General features: G+C 60.9%; 22 protein-coding genes and 2 riboswitches. Of the genes, 7 read left to right on the forward strand and 15 right to left on the reverse strand.

All coding sequences use genetic code 11. The features are described from left to right. Positions 1-14: 14 nt before the first annotated feature. The 8 genes from gcvH to ABI546_RS01510 all read right to left on the reverse strand — a co-directional run bounded on the left by gcvH (position 15) and on the right by ABI546_RS01510 (position 7,791). The gene (gene gcvH / locus ABI546_RS01475) at positions 15-380 is read right to left on the reverse strand and encodes a glycine cleavage system protein GcvH (RefSeq protein ID WP_348043380.1); all 366 of its coding nucleotides are present in this window, start codon (positions 378-380) and stop codon (positions 15-17) included. 52 nt (positions 381-432) lie between these two features. Continuing rightward, positions 433-1,590 (reverse strand): glycine cleavage system aminomethyltransferase GcvT, encoded by a 1,158-nt coding sequence (gene gcvT, locus ABI546_RS01480; RefSeq protein ID WP_348043382.1) that lies wholly within the window; start codon positions 1,588-1,590, stop codon positions 433-435. Between the two features lie 57 nt (positions 1,591-1,647). After that, positions 1,648-1,751: riboswitch (glycine riboswitch) on the reverse strand. A 21-nt stretch (positions 1,752-1,772) separates the two neighbouring features. Continuing rightward, positions 1,773-1,887, reverse strand: a riboswitch (glycine riboswitch). Positions 1,888-1,933: 46 nt separating this feature from the next. Beyond that, positions 1,934-2,503, reverse strand: a complete 570-nt coding sequence (locus tag ABI546_RS01485; protein WP_348043384.1) for a hypothetical protein — start codon at positions 2,501-2,503, stop codon at positions 1,934-1,936. A 75-nt stretch (positions 2,504-2,578) separates the two neighbouring features. Further along, positions 2,579-3,856 carry a TRAP transporter large permease gene (locus ABI546_RS01490; RefSeq protein WP_348043386.1) on the reverse strand — a complete coding sequence of 426 codons (1,278 nt, stop codon included), beginning with the start codon at positions 3,854-3,856 and terminating at the stop codon, positions 2,579-2,581. Then, a complete protein-coding gene (locus ABI546_RS01495; protein ID WP_348043388.1) occupies positions 3,853-4,347 on the reverse strand; it encodes a TRAP transporter small permease in 495 nt (164 codons plus the stop codon). The genes ABI546_RS01490 and ABI546_RS01495 overlap by 4 nt, the downstream gene beginning before the upstream one ends. A gap of 104 nt (positions 4,348-4,451) precedes the next feature. Then, positions 4,452-5,423: a TRAP transporter substrate-binding protein gene (locus ABI546_RS01500; protein ID WP_348043390.1), complete on the reverse strand. Its 972-nt coding sequence runs from the start codon at positions 5,421-5,423 to the stop codon at positions 4,452-4,454. A gap of 91 nt (positions 5,424-5,514) precedes the next feature. Continuing rightward, a complete protein-coding gene (denD, locus tag ABI546_RS01505; protein WP_348043392.1) occupies positions 5,515-6,537 on the reverse strand; it encodes a D-erythronate dehydrogenase in 1,023 nt (340 codons plus the stop codon). Positions 6,538-6,780: 243 nt separating this feature from the next. Then, a complete protein-coding gene (locus tag ABI546_RS01510; RefSeq protein WP_348043394.1) occupies positions 6,781-7,791 on the reverse strand; it encodes an acyltransferase in 1,011 nt (336 codons plus the stop codon). A 353-nt stretch (positions 7,792-8,144) separates the two neighbouring features. On the opposite strand from ABI546_RS01510, the gene epsA reads away from it, so the two are divergent. From epsA to epsG, 6 genes are all read left to right on the forward strand, one after another. Continuing rightward, positions 8,145-8,933 (forward strand): XrtB/PEP-CTERM-associated transcriptional regulator EpsA, encoded by a 789-nt coding sequence (gene epsA, locus ABI546_RS01515; protein WP_348043396.1) that lies wholly within the window; start codon positions 8,145-8,147, stop codon positions 8,931-8,933. Next, positions 8,926-10,362, forward strand: coding sequence for an undecaprenyl-phosphate glucose phosphotransferase (locus ABI546_RS01520; RefSeq protein ID WP_348043398.1), 1,437 nt, complete (start codon positions 8,926-8,928; stop codon positions 10,360-10,362). The genes epsA and ABI546_RS01520 overlap by 8 nt, the downstream gene beginning before the upstream one ends. 23 nt (positions 10,363-10,385) lie before the next feature. Continuing rightward, positions 10,386-11,585: an XrtB/PEP-CTERM-associated polysaccharide biosynthesis outer membrane protein EpsL gene (gene epsL, locus ABI546_RS01525; RefSeq protein WP_348043400.1), complete on the forward strand. Its 1,200-nt coding sequence runs from the start codon at positions 10,386-10,388 to the stop codon at positions 11,583-11,585. A gap of 132 nt (positions 11,586-11,717) precedes the next feature. After that, positions 11,718-12,605, forward strand: a complete 888-nt coding sequence (gene epsE / locus ABI546_RS01530) for a polysaccharide export protein EpsE (RefSeq protein WP_348043402.1) — start codon at positions 11,718-11,720, stop codon at positions 12,603-12,605. Between the two features lie 5 nt (positions 12,606-12,610). Next, a complete protein-coding gene (gene epsF, locus ABI546_RS01535) occupies positions 12,611-14,008 on the forward strand; it encodes a chain length determinant protein EpsF (RefSeq protein ID WP_348043404.1) in 1,398 nt (465 codons plus the stop codon). Next, positions 14,005-14,904 (forward strand): chain length determinant protein tyrosine kinase EpsG, encoded by a 900-nt coding sequence (epsG, locus tag ABI546_RS01540; protein WP_348043406.1) that lies wholly within the window; start codon positions 14,005-14,007, stop codon positions 14,902-14,904. Before epsF ends, epsG begins: the two co-directional genes overlap by 4 nt. On the opposite strand, the gene ABI546_RS01545 is transcribed toward epsG, so the two are convergent. Continuing rightward, positions 14,891-15,295: a VanZ family protein gene (locus ABI546_RS01545; RefSeq protein WP_348043408.1), complete on the reverse strand. Its 405-nt coding sequence runs from the start codon at positions 15,293-15,295 to the stop codon at positions 14,891-14,893. The genes epsG and ABI546_RS01545 overlap by 14 nt on opposite strands. Before the next feature lie 41 nt (positions 15,296-15,336). On the opposite strand from ABI546_RS01545, the gene ABI546_RS01550 reads away from it, so the two are divergent. After that, complete coding sequence (locus ABI546_RS01550) at positions 15,337-16,104, forward strand: WecB/TagA/CpsF family glycosyltransferase (protein WP_348043410.1); 768 nt, start codon at positions 15,337-15,339, stop codon at positions 16,102-16,104. Here the strand turns inward: ABI546_RS01550 and ABI546_RS01555 are convergent. From ABI546_RS01555 to ABI546_RS01580, 6 genes are read right to left on the reverse strand one after another with little or no spacing between them, the layout of a single operon-like run. Then, positions 16,063-16,743 carry a serine acetyltransferase gene (locus ABI546_RS01555; protein ID WP_348043412.1) on the reverse strand — a complete coding sequence of 227 codons (681 nt, stop codon included), beginning with the start codon at positions 16,741-16,743 and terminating at the stop codon, positions 16,063-16,065. The genes ABI546_RS01550 and ABI546_RS01555 overlap by 42 nt on opposite strands. Continuing rightward, the gene (locus ABI546_RS01560; RefSeq protein ID WP_348043414.1) at positions 16,731-17,759 is read right to left on the reverse strand and encodes an NAD(P)-dependent oxidoreductase; all 1,029 of its coding nucleotides are present in this window, start codon (positions 17,757-17,759) and stop codon (positions 16,731-16,733) included. Before ABI546_RS01560 ends, ABI546_RS01555 begins: the two co-directional genes overlap by 13 nt. Continuing rightward, positions 17,756-19,447 (reverse strand): GMC family oxidoreductase, encoded by a 1,692-nt coding sequence (locus ABI546_RS01565; protein WP_348043416.1) that lies wholly within the window; start codon positions 19,445-19,447, stop codon positions 17,756-17,758. The genes ABI546_RS01560 and ABI546_RS01565 overlap by 4 nt, the downstream gene beginning before the upstream one ends. Beyond that, positions 19,444-20,616 (reverse strand): glycosyltransferase family 4 protein, encoded by a 1,173-nt coding sequence (locus ABI546_RS01570; protein ID WP_348043418.1) that lies wholly within the window; start codon positions 20,614-20,616, stop codon positions 19,444-19,446. Before ABI546_RS01570 ends, ABI546_RS01565 begins: the two co-directional genes overlap by 4 nt. After that, positions 20,613-21,722 carry an acyltransferase gene (locus ABI546_RS01575; protein WP_348043420.1) on the reverse strand — a complete coding sequence of 370 codons (1,110 nt, stop codon included), beginning with the start codon at positions 21,720-21,722 and terminating at the stop codon, positions 20,613-20,615. The genes ABI546_RS01570 and ABI546_RS01575 overlap by 4 nt, the downstream gene beginning before the upstream one ends. Continuing rightward, positions 21,719-22,795 (reverse strand): glycosyltransferase, encoded by a 1,077-nt coding sequence (locus ABI546_RS01580; RefSeq protein WP_348043422.1) that lies wholly within the window; start codon positions 22,793-22,795, stop codon positions 21,719-21,721. The genes ABI546_RS01575 and ABI546_RS01580 overlap by 4 nt, the downstream gene beginning before the upstream one ends.

The raw sequence follows: 22,795 nt of genomic DNA on the forward strand, positions 1-22,795 counted from the left end.
AGTCAGGAGAAAAATCAGACAGCGAACGCCGTGTAGCGGGTCTCGTCCATCAATGCGTCGAGCTGCGAGGGGTCGGACAGCTTCACCTTGAAGAACCAGCCGGCGCCCATCGGGTCGCTGTTGGCGAGCGATGGGTCGGTTTTCAGGGCTTCGTTGATTTCGGTGACTTCGCCGCTGACGGGCATGTACACGTCGGCGGCGGCCTTGACGGACTCGACCACGCCGGCGGTTTCTTTCTGGGCGAGGGTGGTGCCGACAGCGGGGAGGTCCACAAACACCACATCGCCCAGCGCGTCCTGCGCATGCACGGTGATGCCGACGGTAGCAGTGTCGCCTTCAATCTTGAGCCATTCGTGGTCTTCGGTGTATTTGACGGTCATGAGGTTCTCCAGGGGTTAATGGGTGGCGGGACGAAAAATGGGGCGGCAGTGTCTAGCCGCGGTAGTAGCGGGCGGGGACAAACGGCATGGCCGCGACTTCCATGGGCACCGGCTTGCCGCGCACCATCGCGTTCACGCGTGTGCCGAGCGCTGCAAATTCAGGTTTCACATAGCCCATGGCGACCGGCTGGTTGATCGTGGGGCCGAGCAATCCGCTGGTAACTTCACCGATGACGGTGCCGTCGGTGCTTTGCAGTTCGGTGTGCTCGCGCACCGGCACGCGCTCCAGCGCCACCAGGCCGACGCGCTTGCGGGTGAGCAGCGCGGGGTCGGCCAGTTGCGCCAGGACTTTGTCCGCACCCGGGAAGCCGCCGGCGCGCGCGCCGCCGGTGCGGCGAATCTTTTGCATGGCCCAGTTAAGGTTGGCTTCCACCGGCGTGGTGGTGATGTCGATGTCGTTGCCGTAGAGGCACAGGCCCGCTTCCAGCCGCAGCGAATTGCGCGCGCCCAGGCCGATGGGCTTGACTTCGGGTTCTGCGAGCAGTGCGCGTGCCAGTGCATCGGCTTGAGTAGCGGGCACCGAGATTTCAAAGCCGTCTTCGCCGGTGTAGCCGCTGCGGGTGATGAAGCAATCGCAACCAGCCACGGTGAAACGCCCGCCTGTCATGAACACCAGTTTTTCGACACCCGGGGCCAGCCGCTGCAGGGCGGTGACGGCCTTCGGGCCCTGCAGCGCCATCAGCGCCATGTCGGGCATGGGGATGACTTCGCAGCGAGAGCTGATTTTGCTCTGGATGTGGGCAATGTCGCCGACCTTGCAGGCGCCGTTGACGATGACGAAGAGGTCGCCGCCGTTCGCATAGTCGCGGTTGAAAAACATCAGGTCGTCGATGATGCCGCCGTCGTCATTGAGCAGCAGGCCGTAGCGCTGCTTGCCGGCGGGCAGGTCGATCACATCGACCGGGATCAGCGACTCCAGCGCCGCCGCCGCATCAGGGCCCACCAGGCGCAACTGGCCCATGTGGGACACATCAAAAAGGCCGGCAGCCTGACGCGTATGCAGGTGTTCCGCCATCAGGCCAGCGGGGTACTGCACCGGCATGGAATAGCCTGCAAAAGGCACCATGCGCGCGCCAAGCTCCACATGCAGGTCGCGCAAGGGCGTTTTCAGCGGGGTTTCAGGGGCGGAAGAGGTGGACGAATCGGACAAGGCATTCTCCGGGGGGGGCAAACACGGTCATGGCAAGAACATGTTCTCAATCCATGGGCTGCCCCTGCTGTCCACTTTACCTGAGAGATTCACCCGGCGATGCGGGTTTGCTCCTTCGGTGGGCAGCCCGTGAAAGGCGGCCTCTCTCCAGTAGGGAACGCCTTGCCGCGTGGTGCGCCGCAGGGCGGTTGCCAGTCCTTTTGCCTGAGCGTTCAGTGCGACTCAAGGGGGTGCCCCAGGGTGCTCGTGCGCCTTCGGCGGTTTTCGCTAAGGAAAACTCTCTCCTGACCCAACGAGTGTAACGGAAGCCGGTTTTGAGACCCGTCGGATCGTCAGCAGCTTCTCAGGCGGCCTGATGCTGGGGCAGCAGCATGGCGATGCGCTCACTGATGGAGTCCGCGCGCTCGTGCCCGGCGATTTTTTCGATTTCCTCGATCATTTCGCGCGAGGCGGTGAGCATGGTCTCGCGGTCCTTGGCGTTGCGCAGCGCTTCACGAAAGCGCTCGGCCATGACCGGGTCGCGCCGGGCAAACATGCGCTCGCAGATGTCGAAGAGGAACATCCGCGTCGTGGCAAGCGAGCGCTTGCCTTCGAACTGGTCGGCTGAGACGCGGATGGCCTGAGTGGTCTCCGGGCTCGGGAAGTTTTGCAACTGGGCGGGCGTAGGCTTTGGATCTGGCGCAGATTTAGGTACTGCCGCGGGTGCGGGCATTTTGCCGGGATGAGCCTCCAGAAAGCCCTCGCGAAGAAGCCGCAATGCGATGGCTTCACCATCGCCGTCAAACAGCGGGCGGAAATCCTGGGCCGACTTGCTGCCGTCGGCCATCAGCAGCAAGGTGCGCTCGCGTTGGCCTAGCGTTCTCACGCCGGGCTTGAGCTCGGCGCGGGCGCGGTCGGTTTTGTGGAGCTGCATGGGTTTTCACGAAGATGAAAACCGTAGCATCACCTCCCCAGATGACAGTGCCGTGAAAGCCCGCCTGAAAAAAAGCTATTTAGCGTAGACCAGGTCTCGCAGGCTCAGCGACAGCTGCGGGACGTAAGTGATCACCATCAGGCAAGCCAGGATGACGAATACGAAGGGCAGCAGGTACGGGATGATGCGGTCCAGCGATATCTTTGCGACGGTGCAGGCCGCAAACAGGTTGACACCGAAAGGCGGCGTGATCATGCCCAAGGCAAGATTGACCACCATCACCAGCCCGAAGTGCACTGGGTCTATGCCGAAATGCACCGCCACCGGCGCCAGGATAGGCGCCAGAACGATGATGGCGGCGCTGGTTTCAATGAACATGCCGATGATGAACAGGGCGGCGTTGACGCCCAGCAGGAAAAGAGCGGGCGACTGCAGCACGGCCTGCAACCAATGGCCGATGGCGTCGGGCACGCCCGCCCGGGTGATCAGGAAGGCGAACAGCCCGGCGTTGGCGATGATGAACATAATCACCGCGCTGGACATGACCGACTTGCGCAGGATGACGTAGAGGTCGGCCAGCTTGATTTCGCGGTAGATCACGACTCCGACCACCAGCGCGTAAAACACAGCCACCGCAGAAGCCTCGGTTGGCGTGAAAATCCCGCCGTAGATACCGCCCAGGATGATCACCGGCATCAGCAGCGCCCAACCGGCCTGCCAGGTCGCCTTGCCAAAGCTCAGGCGGCCATCGCCGTCCTGCTTGCCCCAGCCTTTCCAGCGGCAATACAGGTGAACGAAGAGCATCAGTGCGCAGCCGATCAGCAACCCCGGGCCGAAGCCGGCAATGAAGAGCTCGCCGATCGAGACCTCGGCGCTCACGCCGTAAAGAATCAGGGGAATGGATGGCGGAATGATCACGCCCAGTTCTGCGCTGGTGGCCTGCAAGGCTGCCGCGTAGGCGGTAGGGTAGCCGTGCTTGATGAGCGCCGGTATCAGGATGGCGCCAATGGCGAAAGTAGTGGCCACGGAGGAGCCCGACACGGCCGCAAAAATCATGCATGTCAGCACGCAGGTCATGGGCAGACCGCCCTGCACGCCGCCTACGATGCTTTTGGCGAACTCGACCAGGCGGCGCGAGATGCCGCCGGTCTCCATCAGGTTGCCGGCCAGGATAAAGAAGGGGATCGCGGCCAGCGGAAACTTGTTGATCGAAGAAAACATCTCCTTGACGGAGATCAGCATGTTCGCGTTGGATGCCTGAATGCCGAAGATGGAAGCCAGGCCGATGGACACGGCCACGGAAACGGTGAGCGCAAAGCACAGCACCATGGTGGAAATCATTACCGCGGTCATTGCGCCGTCTCCAGCTCGTTGCGCTGCGGATCAAGCAGGTTGCCGATGATGCCGATCACGCAAAACATGCCGCCTACGGGCATGGCCACATAGCCCCAGAACATGGAAACAGATTCGAGGCCGGCCATGGACTGCACGCGGCCGCGCAGCGAGTAGTCCCACCCCCACCAGACGATGACCGCGATCAGGCCCAGGGCGGCAAGGCAGACCAGCCAGTCCAGCACGCGCCGCACGCCTTGAGGGCTCCAGCGGTAGAGCACGTCCACGCTGACCATGGCGCCTTGCCGGAAGGCCATCGGGATTCCCATGAACACCATCCAGATCAGGCTCAACCGGATCAGTATCTCGCTCCACTCAGCGGGTTGCTCAAGCACGAAGCGTGTGACGATCTGGAACATGCCCAGCGATGAGGCGATGACCAGCATCAGGCAGGCCACCAGCATGGAAAAGCCGGTGGTCCATCGCTCAAGTTTGAGAAAGGCTTGTTTCATGGATGCACCGATACATGAGATGGTTTTCAATGAAAACGCCCGCAGACCAAGGGCAGCGGGCGCCAGCAGCTACAAAAAATGTAGCAACAAAGGCTGTATTTGACTTACTTGTAGTTCCGGATCGCGTCGATGTTGGCCTTGCCGAACTGCTTTTCGAATTCAGCATTGACCGGCGCCAGCGTGGCGACAAATTTGGCTTTGTCAACGTTATCAATCACGGTCATGCCTTTGCTGCGCAGTTCGGCCACGCCGTTGGCGTCGTCCTGGTCGACCCGGGCGCGGTTGGCTTTGGTGGCTTCTTTGGCGGCATCGACAAACGCGGTTTTATCGGCGGCGCTGAGCTTGTCGAACGCCGCCTTGTTCATGACAAAAATACAGGGCGAATAAACGTGGCCGGTCAGTGAAAGGTGTTTTTGCACCTGGTCGAACTTGGCGGACATGATCACAGACAGCGGGTTCTCCTGGCCGTCCACGGTGCCTTGTTGCAATGCCGTGAACACCTCGGGAAACGCCATGGGCGTGGTGATGATGCCCAGGCCCTTGTAGGCCGCGATGTGCACCGGATTTTCCATGGTGCGCATTTTCAGGCCCTTCAGGTCTTCGGGCACCCTCACGTCGCGCTTGCTGTTGGTCATGTGGCGAAAACCGTTCTCGGCCCAGGCCAGCGCCTTGAAGCCTTTGGCATCGAATTTGGTCAGCAGGTCCTGGCCGATGGGTCCGTCCAGCACGGCGCGTGCATGGGCTTTGTCTCGAAACAGGAAGGGCACATCGAGAATCTTGGTTTCAGGGACAAAATTGGGGATTGGACCGGTGGATGAAAAGGCCAGTTCCTGTGTGCCCAGCTGTACGGCTTCAATCGATTCACGCTCGCCACCCAGGGCGCCGTTGTAGAAGGTCTGGACCTTGTAGCGGCCGGCCGTGCGTTTTTCCACTTCCTTGGCAAAGGTGTCGATCGCAATGCCCTGGTGCGAATTTTGCGCCGTGGAAATGCTGATTTTCATTGTGGTCTGTGCGCTTGCCGAGGCCATGAACCCCGCTGCAAGCGTCATGCCGATGATCAATTTTGAAAGCTTCATGTTGTTGTCTCCAATGGGGTGATTAAGCCGGAATTCGGGGTGGCCAGGACCGGTTCAGCACCGGAGATCCCGACCATAAGCACACGCATTATTACTGCGATGCTCCGGCTACCGTGCGCGGGTTTTCGCTTAAGTAAGTCGCAATGATGCTTTCAAAATCAGCGTCAGGCTGCAGCCCAAGCGCCCGGGCGCGCGCGGCATCGATGTCGGCGGGCCAATTGGCCACGATGTTTGCGATCGCCGGGTCTGGGATCCAGTCGATCAGGTCGGCCACGTCCTTCCCGGCCGTTCGGACCAATGCCTGCGCCATTTCACCCACGGTGGTTTTAAGGGCCGGCAAATTGACGGCTGTGCGGGCACCCCATTCGGTGTCACTGGCCTCGGCAGCCCGGATCAGCCCTTCAATCGTGCGCGCTGGCGAAGACAGTGCCACAGCCGTTTCGGGGCTTACGGGGCATTGGGCCCTGATGCCGGCCAGTGGCTCGCGAATCATGCCGCTCAAAAAACTCGATGCCGCGCCGTTGGGCTTTCCCGGCCGCACGCTGACCGTCATCAGGCGCACATTGCGCCCGCGTATGAATCCCTTGCGCGCATAGTCGGCCACCATTTGCTCGCCGATGAACTTCTGAACACCGTAGCTGTTTTGCGGTGTAGGAAGCGTTCTGTCGTCGATCACCGGCGGCAAAGGCTGCACGGGTGAGTTGCCGAACACCGCCAGTGAACTGGCGAATACCACGGTGGGCGAAGTGCCCAGGCTGCGGCAGGCCTGCAGCAAGGCACGCGTCGCATCGACGTTGCTGCGCATGCCGAGATCGAAGTCTGCCTCACACTCACCGCTGACTGCTGCCGCCAGATGAAACACCAGCGCGTCTTTCTCCGTCATCACTCGCGCGTTGGGCTGGCTTTCTTCCAGCAGGCTGTTCAGGTCACCGGTGATGACGTGAACGCGTTCGTCGGCTGTCAGCACGGCCGGCGGGGCCACCCTGTCAACCAGCGTGACCGTGTGGATGGCTTGTGGGGCGTTGCCTGCAAGGCCTAACCGCCCCATGTGCAAAAGCTGCTGCGCCAGCCTGGCGCCGAGAAAACCGGCGCCGCCGGTGATAACGATATGCATGATTTGTCTCCTCGGTTTGTGATGTGCTGCAGTTTTTGACCGCCTGTTTCGCGGCTCTGGTCTGTGCCGTAGCGTCTCTGCGCGTCTGACAGTTTAGTGGGGCCGGAGCTGGCGATGGCTCGCGTATGGACGGGCAAGGCGGTTGCCAGCGCCCGATTGCCGCACAGGATGTGGAGGCCCGTGTCCGATCGCCGTCGTGGGAGATCGATTCGCAGCCGTTAAAAAAGCGTGTCGCGTCGGAAGTCAGGCGGCTACGGTCTGGGTGCTGACCTTGGCTTTCGCCGGCACAGTTCCCAGAAGCCACAGGCTCAAGCCGGCATGCCGGTTGATCAGCAGCGCCGACACCACGGGCCCGGCTACACCCGCGGTCAATCCCAGCATCATCAGGACATACGTGTCGGTGACACCCAGCTTCCTGAAGATGATGCGGCTTGCAGCCGTAAAGAAAACATGGAGCAAATAGATCGCAAACGAAAAGGAACCGATGTACGCGAGAGGAGGAAAGCTCCAGCCGCTGCGCAAAAGCAAAAAAGCACTGGAGACGCCGAGTGCCAGTGCGGCCATGGAACTGCCTTGCTCGGAAAACTGCGGAAAGAGCATGGCTGCCGTGGCGGCGCAAATGAATGCGGCGGCCGCCACAAGCCGGGCTCTGGGTGTGCCGATGTTGAACCGCTTGCAGGCAAGACCGGCAAGAAAAAATGGCAAAAGATATACCGCGCCGCGGGCCGCAAAATAATTGGGTGGGCTGAAGTAATCAAACAGGACGGCGCTGGCGACCCAGACAAGTGCAAACCGGGAGGCGGTAGACAGCGCGTTCAGGTGTTCGAGCAATAGCACCACGAGAAAGACAATAAAAAGCGCTTCCAGAAACCAGAAATGTCCGACAGGCTCGATGTGAAGCAACCACCATTGAGTGACCGAGGAGTTGGCGCCTGGTGTCAGGGCCTGGACGATTGCAAACAAGGTTCCGACGGTCAGCAGGGGAAGCAACAGCCGTCGCACTTTCCCCTTGATGAACTCCGGTGCGTTGCCTTGAAAGGGACGAAAGGCGTACACGTAGCCGGAGATAAAGGAAAACAGCGGCATGCGAATGTAGGCCAATCCTTCGTTGAACACCTGCAGCCAGTGTCCCTCCGGAACCTTCAGCCCCACTGCGGGCGTATCTCCAACCACGTGGAAGAGGACCAGCAAGATACAGGCGATGCCTCTTACCGTATCCACTTCCAGGCTGCGTGTCATTTTCTTGCTGGTCATCCGCCTCTATTCCTCTTTGGCTGGTTGTTTGTGGCATGCACAAATTGTGGGCACAGCGTACTCAATCGCAGCCGCCCTCATGCCCCAAAAAAATGCAAACTGTTGCAAGCCGTATCGTTTTGCGAGGCATCCCGCATCAAGCGCACAGCTGTTACTTAGTTGCAACGAATGCGTCGTACGTTGACTTATGAATCACACATTCCGCACCCTACACTGAATCGTCTTGCTCCTACATCAACAGTGTCGTCTTTGGTATTGCACCTTATGGCGTTCTCATCGATTCTCACTGGGCTCCTGCTGCATTTATGCATACGCAGGTGATCGGATACCAACACAGGAAGTGACATCACCGCATGAAATCCCCCGCTCCGCTTTTCAGCGAAGACTCCGCACGCTATGCAACATGGATGGCGCAGGTTGTGGCCATCACACGGCACGCGGACTTGCTTGAATGGTTGCGCGGCGACGTGCAGCATTGTCTGCCGCACGACATTCTGATGGTCGGCTGGGGCGACTTCCAGGACGGAGCGATTCAACACGACATCCTCTCCGAGCTGCCCGGCGCGCGCTCGTATGGGCCCGGCACAGAAGGCGTTCCTTTTTTACTGCGCCGGCTGCATGACCATTGGGTGGCTGGTGGTGCGATGCCATGTCGTCTCGATTTCAACCTGTTCGCTCACCTCATGGGCAATGCCAGCTTGCCCGGCTCTTTCCCCCACGTGCTGTCCGGCATGCGCTCGGTGCTGGTTCATGCAATGCATGACGAAAGGGCGCGTCAGACGTGCCTGTATGCATTTCTGAGCACGGGCGTGATTCCGGCGGAGCCCGCGCAACGGGCAGTGAAGGTGCTGATGCCCTCCATAGACCATGCGTTGCGCCAGATCGCGTTGTTGCCGCAACAACATCCACAACCCCCGGTGGCCGCGCGAAGCCTGCCTGACGACGCTTGCGGCCTCAGCGAACGTGAAACCCAGATCATGGCGTGGGTTGCCATGGGCAAAACCAATGCCGAGATCGGGACCATCCTCAACATCAGTGGCTACACCGTAAAAAACCACATGCAGCGCATATTTCAGAAACTCAATGTCTTCAACCGGGCCCAGGCGGTTTCCAGAATTACGCGGGTGAGCTTGCATGGATAACGTAACCCCCGTAAACCAGCTCAACTCAGCCTCCGCGTGGCTTGACCGGCGCGAGCCCCGCTCCATGGGCTTGGGCAGAAGCCACCTCTTCACCGCTGTCGAAGCGGCGTTGGATCCTCTTGTTCTGGTGTTCTCGCTGTGGGGGTTGGCTTTTTTCTTTGAGGGGTCGGTGCGACCGGCCTACCTGATCCTTTCCGTCATCGTTTTTTCATTGACATTTCCGGGCACCTCGCAGTTGCGCTTGCCCGTGTGGAAGGTCTTCTCAAAAATCGCATTTCACTGGGTCTGGATCGCTGGCCTGCTGCTGCTGACGGGGTTCGTCACCGAATACTTCCACAAGTTCTCCATGGCCGTTTTGGGCAACTGGCTGTGGGTAGCGCCTGTCGCCCAGGCCGGGGCTCACCTGGCTTTGCGTGCGGCGGCCCCGCAGCTGCTGAAGCTTCAGGGGGCAGTGAAGGGCGCTGTCATCGTAGGCATGAACGAGCAGGGCGTTTCCCTGGCCCGGCACATAGCCGGTTCAGCCTATTCAGGAATTGATTTGAAAGGTTTCTTTGACGATCGCGGAGAAGAACGCCGCGAATCGCAGGACGACTACCCCTTGGTCGGAAAAATTGACGACCTTCCGGCCTATGTCAAGAAGCACCGTATCCAGTTCATCTACCTTTCGCTGCCCATGGCTTCACGTCCGCGCATCCTGCAGGTGCTGGACGGCCTGAAAGACACGACCGCCTCCATTTATTTCGTTCCCGACATGTTCATCACGGACCTGATACAGGGACGAAGCGATTCGGTGTGCGGGGTCACGGTGATTTCGGTCTGCGACACGCCGTTCCGGGGTGTCAACGGTGTGCTGAAACGCGCCAGTGACATTGTGCTGTCGCTGCTGATCTTGCTGCTGATTTCCCCGGTCATGCTGGTGATCGGGCTCATGGTCAAGCTCGATTCGCCTGGGCCAGTCATTTTCAAACAGCGGCGCTATGGACTCGATGGCGAACAGATTTTGGTCTACAAGTTCCGCTCCATGGCCGTCACCGAAGACGGCGGCACGATTCAGCAGGCCCGCAAGAACGACATGCGCATCACCCGCCTGGGCGCCATCTTGCGCAGGACTTCGCTGGACGAGCTGCCGCAATTCATCAACGTGCTGCAGGGCCGCATGAGCATTGTCGGTCCGCGGCCGCACGCCGTGGCGCACAACGAAATGTACCGCTCGCTGATCAAGGGCTACATGGTTCGCCACAAGGTCAGGCCGGGCATCACCGGCTGGGCGCAGGTGAACGGGCAGCGCGGTGAGACCGACACGCTCGACAAGATGCAGTCGCGCATCGACTGCGATCTTGACTACCTCCGAAACTGGTCTTTGCAACTTGATTTTTATATCATTTTGAGAACCGTCCGCCTGGTCTTCAAGGACAGCGCGGCTTACTAAAAGTAAAACAAAAAGGACTGCTGATGCCCCACCGTGACCTTCTTCCCCTGCCTCTTCTTTTGCTGAGCCTGTTTCCCTTGTCGGCGCATGCCGACGACCTTGACACCCTCCAATTCAAGGCCGGGCAGTCCGTCACGCACGACAGCAACGTCTTTCGGCTGTCCGACACGGCAAACGCCCAGGCGCTGATCGGAACGACAGACCGCGCGGACACTGTTTCCGTGACGACAGCAGGGTTCAAGATCAACAAGCCCATGGGGCTTCAGCGGTTTGAGGTCGACGCCGCGGTTGAGGATCATCACTACAGCCGTTTTTCCAATCTTGATTTCACTGCGGTGAACTACGCGGCGGCCTGGCGCTGGAGTTTCACGCCGGCCCTGCACGGCAACCTGACGACCGACCGGCGCGAGTACGTCGACAACACGGCGGATGTGCAAACCGCGGGGCAGCTCAACCGGCGAACCAACCGCTCAACGCTGTTTGATGCGGAATACGAGCTCGACGGTGCGTGGCGGCTGCTCGGCGGGGTGTTCGAGCGCACCAGCACCAGCAGCCAGCCTTTTACCTTCGAAGGCGACTCGCGGATACGCGGTGCCGAAGCCGGTGTGCGCTATGTCTTTCCGTCGGCCACGTCACTGGCTTATCGCTATAAACGGGGCGACGGTGACTACCCGGGCCGTGTGGCGTCGTCGACGTTCGCGGGCAGCTTCACCGACACCGAGCACGAAGTCCGGCTCGACTGGGCGCCGACGGGAAAGGTCACCCTCAAAGGGCGCATGTCCTATCTTGACCGCGAGCACGATGGGTTGGCCGCACGGGATTTTTCGGGCTTTACCGGCGAGCTTGATGCAACCTGGGCCATCACGGCAAAGACAAGCCTTGCTGGTGGTGTGGTTCGGGAGCTGGGCAGCTACCAGACGTCCACAGCCAGCTACTACGAGGGGTATCGCTTTTTTGTCGCGCCGACGTGGAAACCGAGTGAAAAAACGGCGGTGCGACTGCGTTATGACCATGGGGCGCGCGACTTCCGCGGGCCTTTGCCGGGTTTTGCCGCAACAGACCGCCGCGACACGACCAATCTGGTTTCTTTAGCGCTGGAGTGGCAAGCGCTTCGTGCCCTCAAGCTTGTGGCGTCGGTACAGCGTGACAGGCGTAAATCCAGCGAACCGGGTTTTGACTACAGCAGCAATGCCTTTGGTCTTTCAGCGCTGGCGAGTTTTTGATGGAATTCTTTAGACGCTCGCCACTGGGACGCCACGCCTGGAAGTGTCGCCCGCTGTCCACTGCACCCGCTTCGCAATCGTCTGCTCCTAAAAATGGGCATTAACAGAATAGGCTTTAACAGGATGAACCCCATGAGTCGTAAATTTGCCCCGTTTGTATCAGCCTTGTTCCTGATTTTGGCGGCACCGGTGTTTGCTCAACCAGCGCCCTCCAGCCAGTCCGCGGCGGTAGCCGCTCCGGTCTCTCCCGCTGCTGTGTCTCCCGCAGCTGCTGCGGCGCCAGTGCCCGCCAACCAGGATTACCGCCTGGGCGCCGGCGACTCGATTGGCGTGCAGGTTTACCAAAGCCCCGATCTTTCGGTCGATGCGCGGGTGTCTGAAAGCGGTGTGATCAGCTACCCGCTGGTGGGAAGCGTGCAACTTGGCGGCCTGACAATTTCCGAGGCTGAGAAGAAGATTGCAGACGCCCTGCGCAACGGGGGTTTTGTGAAGGTGCCGCAGGTCAATATTGTGTTGCGCCAGGTCCGGGGTAACCAGGTGGCCGTGCTGGGGCAGGTCAGCCGTCCCGGCCGGTTTCCACTGGAAACTTTCAATACGCGTGTCAGCGACATGCTGGCCGCAGCCGGTGGCGTGACGCCCACGGGTGACGATGTGCTGATCGTCACAGGGCAACGTGAGGGTAAGCCGTTTCGCAAGGTGATTGATATTCCGGGACTGTTCTTGAACGAAAAATCAGATGACGACATTGTGCTGGCCGGTGGCGACACCCTGTATGTCAACAAGGCGCCGGTGTTTTATATCTACGGCGAAGCCCAGCGCCCCGGGCCTTACCGCATTGAGCGCGGCATGACCGTGATGCAGGCATTGGCGCAGGGGGGCGGGCCCACTGTGCGCGGCAGTGAAAACCGCCTGCGCCTGCACCGCCGGGACGCTTCGGGGAAGGTTGTAGAAACCAGTCCACGGCTCACCGACCCTGTTCGCCCCGAGGATGTGCTCTACGTTCGTGAAAGCCTCTTTTAAATACCATGACACTCCATCAATTCCTTTTGATCATGCGGGCCCGTTATCGGGTGGTTGTACTGGTCGTACTCGTCGCCTTGCTGGCAGCGCTGGCTGTCAGCCTGGCGTTGCCCCGCAAATACACCGCCCAGACTGCCGTGCTGGTCGACGTGCGATCACCTGACCCCGTGGCTGGCGGCGCGGCATTGCCCGGTCTGGTGGCGCCCAGCTATATGGCCACGCAGGTGGACATCATCGGCAGCGACCGGGTGGCCCAGCGTGTGGTGAAGATGCTCAAGCTCGATGAAGATCCGCGCACCAAGGCCCGCTGGCTTGAAGCCACCGACGGGCGCGGATCGCTTGAGAGCTGGCTGGCGGAGTCCCTGCAAAAGGGTCTGGACGTGCGCCCGGCACGCGAAAGCAATGTGATCAACATCACCTACAAAGGCAGCGATCCGGATGTTGCCGCGACCACAGCCAACACTTTCGCCCAGGCCTACCTGGACATCAACCTCGGATTGAAGACCGAGCCTGCACGAATCTACGCGGAGTGGTTTGATGAGCAGACCAAGGCGTCGCGCGCCAAGCTTGAGGAAGCCCAGGCACGCCTGTCGGAGTATCAACAAAAAGCCGGCATCGTCAGCAGCGATGAACGCGTGGACTACGAAACGGCGAAATTGGGAGAAATCTCTTCTCAACTCACGACCGTCCAGGGTGAAACCACCGACAGCCAAAGCAAGCGCAATTCTCGCGGCGATACCGTCGCGGAAGTCATGCAAAGCCCGCTCATCAATGGCCTGAAAGCCGACGTTTCGCGGCTGGAGGCCAAGGTGCAGGAAATCAGCGTCCGCCTTGGCGCCAATCATCCGGAGCGCCAGCGCGCCGAATCCGAGCTGGCTGCCGTCAAAAGCCGGCTAGGTGCCGAGACCGCGCGCATCACCGCATCCATCGAAACCACCTACCGGGTCGGCAAGGACCGGGAGCGTGAACTGCAAGGCGCGGTGAGCGCGCAAAAGGCGCGCGTGCTTGAGCTGAACAAGCAGCGGGATGAGCTCAACGTGTACCGCCGCGATGTCGAGTCGGCACAGCGCGCCTTCGAGGCTGTAAGCCAGAGTGCATCGCAGACACGCTTGCAGAGCTTGAGCAACCAGACCAATGTCGTGCGCCTGAACATGGCGACAGCCCCGGTCAATCCTTCGAGCCCGAAAATGCTGACCAACCTGCTGGCCGCTGCTTTTGGCGGAACATTGCTCGGTTTTGCCTGCGCCTTGCTGCTCGAACTGTCCAACCGCCGGGTGCGCTCTGCGGAAGACCTGGTACAGATGTTGGGCCTGCCGGTACTGGCAAGCATTTCTGCAGATGGAGGCACCGGAAGGCTTCCCGGTTCACGTCGCCTGATGTTGGGCAATGGGGGAACAGCATGACACGAAACAGCGCGCCGAGCATCCGTTCGGTACCTCTGACGCTTCCGAGCAAGCCCGCCACCGGCGCAGGCCGTTCGATGGGCACCATTCTTGTTGACGCAGGGCGTTTGTCCCCTCCGGACGCGGAGCGCATTCTTCACTTTCAACGTGACCGCGGCTTGCGCTTCGGTGACTCAGGCAAGGCCCTGGGCCTGCTCAGCGATGACGACGTGCGTTTTGCCCTGTCTGTCCAGTTCGACTATCCCTATCTGGCCAATGAAACCAAGCTCAGCCGGGAGCTTGTGGCGGCCTACCAGCCGGGCAGCCAGCCGGTTGAACAATTGCGCGCCCTGCGCAGCCAATTGATGCTGCGCTGGTTTGACACCGGGGCTGAACGACGCGGCCTGGCGATCGTCAGCGCCGGAGCGAAAGAAGGGCGCAGCTATATCGCGGCAAATCTGGCGATCGTGTTTTCCCAGCTTGGGGAGCGTACCCTGCTGGTCGATGCGGACATGCGCACGCCGCGCCAGCACCAGCTGTTTAACTTGGGTGCAACGGCAGGGCTGTCCGACATGCTCGCGGGTCGTGCCGGCCCCGAGGCAGTTATCAGCATACCGGCCCTGCAGGATTTGTCGGTGTTGCCGGCGGGGGTGATTCCGCCCAATCCGCAGGAGCTGCTGGGTCGGCAGGAGTTTTCCAAGTTGCTTCAATCGCTGGGTGAGGATTTCGACGTCATCATCATCGATACCCCTCCTGCCAGCGAATGCGCCGACGCGCACACCGTCGCCGTCCGTGCTGGCGCTGCGCTGGTGGTGGCCAGGCAAAATGTGAGTTCAGTGCCGCAAATGACCCGCTTCACCCACAGCCTGCGGGAATTTGGCGTGGCGTTGGTCGGCTCCGTGCTTAACGATGCCTGAAGAAGCGGCCCGCTCCGAATTTGTGGACTGCCCTCAGCGCTGCCGCGCCCAGAAGCCCGCCCGCCGCGTCCGCTGCCAGGTCAGACCAGCTGGCGGATCTGCCCGGCAGAAAGGCCTGGTGCAACTCGTCCATGACTCCCACCGCGATGGCTCCCGTCACGCAGCGGAGCGTCAAGCGCCATCCGTGCGAGCCGCTTGCGATGCCGACTGCCGCGCCCAACATGCCGAAGACCAGCAGGTGTGCCAGTTTGTCCCAGGGCGACGGAAACAGCCCGACCGCAATGGGTTGGGCGCCAAGTATGTACAGCGCTGTGGCCGCCAGGATCACGCTGAGCGCTGCCAGGATGCGAACGGTCTGCGGGAGATTTTCCGAAAAAGTGGTGGGGGGCATGGAGGTGATTTTGGCATGCCGCCAAACGGAAGGGCTGCACCTTGCTGAACATTTCCTTCGATAGCCCCGCGGATTGGCGTGAGCGTTGGGCATTGCTTGTGCAGAAGATCGAGCGGGTGCAAAGCCCGGTTGACAGCCAGGCGTTGCTGGCATCCCTGGCCCACCCCGCGAGGCCGCTGGTACTGGCTTTTGCCAATGCGCACGCCATGAATTCCATGGTGGCGTCTGTGCCTTTTTTTGAAGCGATGCGCTCGGCCGATCTGGTTTTACGCGATGGCTCGGGCATGGCCACGCTGTTTCGGTTGCTGCGGATGCAGCCCGGCCTCAACCTCAATGGAACCGACTTTATTCCGCAATTGATCCGGGCGTTTGATGGCCGCCGCATCGCATTGTTCGGGACGCGCGACCCCTATCTGGCCAAAGCCCGGCTGCGTGTCCAGCAGGACCTGGCGCCCCACAGCCAGACCATTACAGCGCATGGCTTTTTGGATGTGGAAGCGTATGCGCTGCTGGCGGTCCAGCATCAACCGGCATTGATTGTGCTTGGCATGGGAATGCCCCGGCAGGAAGAGGTGGCGGCCAGACTGCGCGGTTTGCTGGACTTTCCCTGCCTGATTGTTTGCGGCGGTGCCATCCTTGATTTTCTGGGCGACAAAACACCACGCGCACCGTTGTGGATGCAAAAGGCCGGTATGGAATGGCTCTTTCGCCTGGCTCTGGAACCCCGCCGGCTGTTTCAGCGCTACGTGATCGGCAATCCGCTGTTTTTAACGCGGGCCTTGCGCCTGGCGTCGTTGAATCGGCGCTGATGTGGCATTGACCGCCGGGGCGTGGCGCTGCGATCGCACGTGCTGATCTTGTTCACCCGATGGGATCGGCACATACCGGTTGTCCACGTCAGGCGTGCAGTTGCTTCTGACAATCTTTCCAGGATTTCCCAGCACCACGCTGTAGGGAGGAATGTTTTCAAAAACGTAAGCCCCGCCGGCAATCCGGCTGCCTTTTCCGACCGTGATTCCACCTACCACAATCGCGTGCGGCCCGAGCCAGACCTCGTCTTCAATCACCGGGCAAGCGGTGCGCCGTTGGCCTTCGTTGTCCACGTAGTCGCGTTGCCCGATCGTGACACCATGAAACAGCGTGACATTGCTGCCGATATGCGCGCCGGCATTCACCACAATTCCTCGCCCATGCGTGAGTGCAAGCCCGGGACCGATGGTGGTCCGCCACGGAATCTCAACTCCTGCCAATTGGCTCGTCAAGCGATAGAGAAATTTCGCGGGAACGGCAAGCAGCCATCGCCATGGCGTCGGAAGCTGTTGTGCTGACTGGCACAGCCGCAAGGTCACCACCACACGGAACGCAGGGTCCAGAAGAGCGCCTTTCAGTGCGAGGTGCCCGTCGGAACGCCCGAATCTGCGGTAAATATCAGCTTTCAGGGAAGGCATGCAATTTTTTCCATGGGTTGGCGATTTGCCGATGCCTGGTCCAGAAACCAACGGGCCGAATCGCACACCGCGGTGCTGTAGGGCGTCCAGGCCAGTCCCAGCTTTTCCGAGGCGGCGCGTGCATCCATGTGAATATGCTGAGACCACAAGCGGACCAGTCCAGGCGGCAAGGCATCGGGAAGCCGTCTGGGGTGCTGGCCGAGAAACTTCAATGCCCGCTCAGCGGCCTTCAATGGCGGCCCGCCTATCCAGGAGTCCAGCTGCAGCTGGCGCCGGCTGATGCGCCTCACGGGTGTCGCCTTGATCTGGAGTGCCAGGTCGACAAAGTATTCGTTCCAGCGGGGGCTGTCTGGTGCCGAGAGGTTGATGCACGGCAGCTCGCCGGGCGCCATCGGCAGGCGCAATGCGGTCAACAGCGCCTGGCAAACGTCGTCTACATGCACGAGATTGGACCAGCCATCGCCTGCGATCCCGAGGTCGCCAAGGCGCCCGGACTGCAGCCATCGCCCGATGCGTCCGACCCAGAGCTCACTGCCCGGCCCGTACACGCAACCCGGCCGCAGAATCACAGCTTCACCGCCACCACGCACATAGGTTTCCAGCATGGCTTCTGCGTCACATTTGGCGCGGCCATACCAACCCAAGCCGGGATCACGCGGCGCATCTTCCTGAACCAGACCTTCAGCATGACCATAAACCGACATGGTGCTCAAATGAACAATGCGAGGACAGCCCGTCTGGAGCGCCGCATCCACGAGCGCGCGCATACCGTCTGAAATCGACGCGGCGTCGCCCGCCACGCAGTTGATGACTGCGTCAAAACCTGTGATTGCCGTCGCCAGCTGCGAGGCGTCGCGAGCGTCAACTTCGAGCCAACCAGTTTGCGGGCCTGATATACCTTTGGCAGAATTTTTTCGCCTGGATGCGCCTGTGGCCTCAGCCCAGGACGTACCGCGCAGCATTTCCATCAGGCGCGTGCCGATGTAGCCGGAGCCGCCCAATACCAGCACCTTCATGCGGCCTCCTTGAGCTCGAGAGGCGAGCGCTCAGCGCGCAGGCGCTGTGACAGCGTTTCGCCGAGCCGAAGCGCCATTGCAATCAGGGTCAAGGTCGGGTTGGCCTGGCTGGAGGTGGGGAAAACGGCGCTGCCGGCAACAAAGAGGTTATGGACCGAGTGAACCTGGCAGTCGCCATTGACCACGCTGGTGCTTGCATCGCGGCCCATGCGCGCCGTGCCGATGTGATGTCCACCGTAGGCGCCAAAACGCATGAGGTCTTCCTCAAGGGTATGGCGGTTGTAATCCAAACGGGCTTTTCCGCTGCGCGCAAATTCTTCGGCCATGACGTCGAGGGTTCCGCGCACCGAATCGATATCAGCCTGGCTGTAGCGCCAGTCGACTTTCAGACGAGGCATGCCCAATGCGTCGACGGTATCGGCCAGCGTGACCCTGCTGTGAGCCTGGGGAACCTGCTCGCCGTGGACCTCAAGACTAAAGCGATTGGTGCGGTTTCGCAAGATCACCGAGGGAAATTTCCGCTCGGCCAGTGAACGCCGGCTAAGCCAGTGCGCCAAAAACGCGGCAGTATCGACTGGATCGGTGAGCACGTTGAGCATATGGCGGGCATATGCGGCCGTCGTTGGAGGGGCGCCATCGTTAAGCCGCTTGCTATATTCATAGCTGATCAGCTTTCTCGCCAGAAAAAGGCCCGAGAGCACGCCGCTGCGATGTGCGGGATCCGTGATGCGTGGAAAGTGCAGGCGGGCGACTGCGTTGGCCAGGCCTAGACGTTTTTGCTCATGCGCAACCACAGACAACCTGCGCCGGCAATAGATGCCTTCGGGCGAGATTTCATAGCCGTGTCGTACGTTGCGTGCAGGGCCGTGAATGGTCAGGGTCCCGACGTTGCCGGCGATGTGGCACATGTAATAGCGACCCACCACATCATGCTGATTGCCAACGCCCTGCGCTACGACGTCGTGAGACGCCAGCAGCAAGCGCGCCGTTTCCAGCCCGCCCATGGCCAACACCGTGATGTTGGGCGTGACGGAAAAACGACTTCCGGCCAAAGTGCGCACTTCGAGTTCGCGTACCGCCCGACCATCGGCATGCAGCCGCAGCCCCGTGCAATTGGCGCCGAGCAACACCTGGATATTCGGCGCCAATTCGAGTCGCCGCGCATAGCGGTTGCCAAAATGCGTAGGGCATGAAAAGCGCTCCAGCCCGTTGGTCAGCACACGCGAACTCTCGAAACCCGCGATCATCGGACCGGTTCCCGGGTCCAGCGCATCGCCGGCGTCATAAATAAAGCGTCCGGCTTCTGCAAGGGCATTGGCCTGCGGGTAATAGGGCGCAAGGTCTTCGTAGGACAACGGCCACCCGCTGTGCGGAATGTAGTTGCGGGTTTCAAAATCGATGGGATCAAAGGGCATGCAGCGCCCGCCCCAGATGGCTGTCGATCCGCCCAGGCGCCTTTGCCGGTATTTGCCGGGTGGGCTGTGCAGGCGTTCATCGGCCACTTCCCCTTCGCAGAGCGCTTGGGTAGGCGCGTGTGCCTGCAGTTGACCGGACTCCAGCAGCAGCACCGAATGTCCTTGTTCTGACAGCGCCATCGCCAACGCTATTCCGGCGGGACCGGCCCCCACCACGCAAACGTCCGCCTGTAAGCGGCTGCCACCCTGAATCTCATCAGCTTGCATGATCATGGGCTGGCCTCCGGTAGCGGCCTGGTAGCGCGCGAGGGCTGGGCTGCCACCCCGAAGTTGCGCTGGTGGATGCGCGCAATGCTGACAAAGAAGTGGGACAGCGAGAACTGCTGTTCATAGATGGCCCGCCCATTGCGTTCCAGGGAGGTTCTCAGATCAGGATCATTCAGCACGCGCTGCAAGGACCTGGCAATGCCGTCGGCGTCCCCCGCTTGCACAAAGCGGGCATTGACGCCGTCGGTCAGCACCGAAGGTATTTCACCCACCGGTGTGCAGATGACCGCGACGCCGTTGGCCATGGCTTCCAGAATGACCAGCGGCAGGCCTTCATCGTAGGAAGGCAGCACCAGCACGTCGGCGCGCGCCATCAGGCGCGCGACCTGCTGCTGGTCTGACCAGCCCGCGAAATTGACGAGCTTCTCAATGCCCAACTGCCTGGCTTTCGTCCGGTACGTGTCGATGTCACCGCCTCCTGCCAGAATCACTTCGGTGCGTGAAGCGTCGAATCCCGCCAGCGCCAATGCCTGCAACAGATCGGACACCCCTTTTCGCTCTGACAGATTGCCCATAAAAAGCACGCGTTGCAAGGTTTCAGAGGCATCGCGCCTCGCATGGGTCGGTTCAGGAACGCCATTGATGACGATTTCCACGCGGTGGGCCGGAACGCCGAGATCTTCGGTCACGAAGCGTCGCGCGGCGGCTCCGAGTACCACGCAACTCGTCGGCAACGAAAATACCCAGCGCGTGAGCATTTGCAGGGCCCCAGGCAGTGACCGGTAGAAATGATGAAGCTGCGCAGCGTGCAAATGGAGCACCACCGGAATGCCAAGGGCACGGCAAGCCACGATGATCACGCTTTTGCGAAAAAGACTCAGGCGCTCGGCCATGTTCACGTGCACGCCAGCCAGCCGGCCGTTGAGTTTGCCGCGTACGATTTTGACCAGGGCGGTTGCCAGCACCCAAAACGAGTACAGCGCGTTGGCGCCGCCGCGCGTGTCGAGCGGACGAAGCTCTGCGGCGTTGGCCGTGGCGGAAAAAGCTTGCGCCTGGATCAAGTAGTCTGCGATCTTGAACATGCCGCCGCCCATGGGTGTCCAGGGGCAGGCCAGGTAGATATAACGCCCTTGGCGTTCTCGTGCAGCTGAATGCGGCAACGATTCACTTCTCATGTTTTACTTTCCTGTAGCTTTGTAGACGGACCGGGCGTCCTGGACAGCGCGCGCTTGAAGAAGGTGGTCATGGGGCGCTCCAGCCACACGTAGGAGATGCAGCCGGCGACCACTACCGCCAGACCCACGGCGAGCACGATGAGGAGGTTGTCCTGCACGCCCAGTTTTTTCAAGGCCAACACACCGGCGGGCACCACAAAGGTATGCGAGAGATAGATCGAATAGGAGGCGTCGCCCAGAAAAGACAGTCGCGATGACAGCGGCGCACGCAGGGTCCAGGGTTCGAGCCACACCGATCCCAGCACGATAAGGGCCGCACCGCAACCCCATGTGGTGAAGCGGTCCATCGAGTGACCCCAGTCAGGGACAAACATGAAAGCCACGCCGATGGCTGCGACGATCAGTCCGACGCCGGGTGATGGACGGCGGAAGTTTAAGAAGGCATAGGCAATGCAGACGCCCAGAATGAACTCGAACACAATGGACTGGGCATAAAACCCGAGCACGACGGAGTTCGGCACATAGCGCCCCGCCAGGAAAACCAGCAAGAACACGAGCAGGCAAAACCGGATACGAGGTGCGCCCAATGCAATCGCCGCAGCAAACACCGCATAAAAAAGCATTTCAAAGTTCAAGGTCCAGCCGACGGGAAGTGTGGGCAACACAAGGCCCCATGGGCTCACGGCCGGAATGAACAAAAGGGACGCCATAAGGTGGCCCGGTTCCACGGAGGCGCGCGATGCAAGGGTTGGCACGGCGAGCAACAGGGCGACCTTCAGCAAGGTGTAGAACCAGTAGAGCGGCGCTATCCGCAGCAAGCGCCGCCGCATGAACACCCACGCAGCTGCTGCACGCGCCGCACCGCTGGAAGGAAGGGCCGACGTGGACATGGCCATAACAAAGCCGCTGATGACAAAAAAGATGTCTACGCCTGCTGAACCATCAGCCCAGTAGTGTGTCGGACCGGTGCCGCTGATATGGATGGAAATGGCCTGCGTGATGTGCATGACCACCACCAGTATGGCCGCGGCAAATCTCAGAATCTGTACGCCCGAAAACTGCTGCGTCGCCTGCTGTTTCTGCAGGCCTTCGTCGGGGCTTCTCAATGCCGGCTCCCCTGGACGGCGTGACGCAACTGCGTTGCGGGGTCCTTGAGTATCCGGCTGGCAATGGCCTCGCGAGCCGGGCGTTGCTGACGCAGCAGGCCGCGTACCAGGCCCGCGGCATTAAAACACCACGACACGACCGAATACAGCGCCTTGGTGATGGAGCGTTTCCGCCAAGTCATCAGCAATACCGGGGCGGTGCCGATACCGCAGAACAAGGCCATGCGCAGGGATGCGGAAACCGGCCAGAACAGGAGACTGCCCATGAGCGCCCACCAAGCCAGCACCGCAAGATAAAGGCGAAGTTCGCGCAGACCCCGCAGCGCCAGATGCAGGCGAGGCTGGCCAGCGGCGGCTCGTACCAATTCGCCCAGCCCGCAGATGTAGCGTGTGCGCCAGCGTCGCATCAGCAAGCGGTAGGGCGGGGCGTCGTGGCCAAAATGGTTGGCCGCATCCGCCGGCAGGCGCCACAGACGCCAACCGAGAGCCCGCAGCCTGATGGCAAGGTCGAATTCTTCGTAACTGTGAAGATTACGGTCCGAAAAATACCCCGCTGCTTCGATGGCGCTGCGTCGATAAAGCCCGCCGCCGTCAAGCCGGTCAACCTGGCCAGGCTGCAGATGAGGCGAGGCGCGCTCTTCGCGCGCCATGTATTCGAGGCTTTCGGTATTTTGTTCCACCAGCCGGCCGCCGACGCCCGCGACCTCGGGATGGGATTCCAGAAAGGCGAGGGCTTCTGCGAGAAAGCCTTCCCGCATTTGCATGTCTCCATCGAGGATGTAAACAAACTCGCCGTGTGAATGCTGGTAGCCCAGTTGGGGACCTGCACCGCAGCTGCGATCAGCGGGATTGGCCAGCTGGACAATGCGGATGGGGTAGGCGCTGGCCAGCTGTACTGTGCGGTCCGTGGAGTAAGAGTCGGCCAGAATCACTTCACCACCGACGGTGGCAACAGCCCGCAAGGCGCTTTCGACGGTCTCGCGGATACGCTTTTCCTCATTGAGGGCCTTGATGATCACGGAGACCCGGCATGACTGCGCCGGCGTGGTTTCGTTGAATGGTTTCGAGGTCAT

The sequence above is a fragment of the Polaromonas sp. genome (assembly GCF_039932935.1).
Classification (GTDB): Bacteria; Pseudomonadota; Gammaproteobacteria; order Burkholderiales; family Burkholderiaceae_C; genus Polaromonas.

Bases quoted from the DNA above. Each gene is read 5' to 3' on its own strand.
- ABI546_RS01555 (WP_348043412.1), bottom strand. From the start codon at position 16,743: ATGCCTTCCCTGAAAGCTGATATTTACCGCAGATTCGGGCGTTCCGAC.
- ABI546_RS01580 (WP_348043422.1), bottom strand. From the start codon at position 22,795: ATGACCTCGAAACCATTCAACGAAACCACGCCGGCGCAGTCATGCCGG.
- epsE (WP_348043402.1), top strand. From the start codon at position 11,718: ATGAGTCGTAAATTTGCCCCGTTTGTATCAGCCTTGTTCCTGATTTTG.
- ABI546_RS01490 (WP_348043386.1), bottom strand. From the start codon at position 3,856: ATGACCGCGGTAATGATTTCCACCATGGTGCTGTGCTTTGCGCTCACC.
- ABI546_RS01570 (WP_348043418.1), bottom strand. From the start codon at position 20,616: ATGAGAAGTGAATCGTTGCCGCATTCAGCTGCACGAGAACGCCAAGGG.
- ABI546_RS01565 (WP_348043416.1), bottom strand. From the start codon at position 19,447: ATGATCATGCAAGCTGATGAGATTCAGGGTGGCAGCCGCTTACAGGCG.
- ABI546_RS01510 (WP_348043394.1), bottom strand. From the start codon at position 7,791: ATGACCAGCAAGAAAATGACACGCAGCCTGGAAGTGGATACGGTAAGA.
- ABI546_RS01495 (WP_348043388.1), bottom strand. From the start codon at position 4,347: ATGAAACAAGCCTTTCTCAAACTTGAGCGATGGACCACCGGCTTTTCC.
- ABI546_RS01545 (WP_348043408.1), bottom strand. From the start codon at position 15,295: ATGCCCCCCACCACTTTTTCGGAAAATCTCCCGCAGACCGTTCGCATC.
- epsF (WP_348043404.1), top strand. From the start codon at position 12,611: ATGACACTCCATCAATTCCTTTTGATCATGCGGGCCCGTTATCGGGTG.
- epsL (WP_348043400.1), top strand. From the start codon at position 10,386: ATGCCCCACCGTGACCTTCTTCCCCTGCCTCTTCTTTTGCTGAGCCTG.
- gcvH (WP_348043380.1), bottom strand. From the start codon at position 380: ATGACCGTCAAATACACCGAAGACCACGAATGGCTCAAGATTGAAGGC.
- ABI546_RS01485 (WP_348043384.1), bottom strand. From the start codon at position 2,503: ATGCAGCTCCACAAAACCGACCGCGCCCGCGCCGAGCTCAAGCCCGGC.
- epsA (WP_348043396.1), top strand. From the start codon at position 8,145: ATGAAATCCCCCGCTCCGCTTTTCAGCGAAGACTCCGCACGCTATGCA.
- ABI546_RS01560 (WP_348043414.1), bottom strand. From the start codon at position 17,759: ATGAAGGTGCTGGTATTGGGCGGCTCCGGCTACATCGGCACGCGCCTG.
- epsG (WP_348043406.1), top strand. From the start codon at position 14,005: ATGACACGAAACAGCGCGCCGAGCATCCGTTCGGTACCTCTGACGCTT.
- denD (WP_348043392.1), bottom strand. From the start codon at position 6,537: ATGCATATCGTTATCACCGGCGGCGCCGGTTTTCTCGGCGCCAGGCTG.
- ABI546_RS01500 (WP_348043390.1), bottom strand. From the start codon at position 5,423: ATGAAGCTTTCAAAATTGATCATCGGCATGACGCTTGCAGCGGGGTTC.
- ABI546_RS01520 (WP_348043398.1), top strand. From the start codon at position 8,926: ATGGATAACGTAACCCCCGTAAACCAGCTCAACTCAGCCTCCGCGTGG.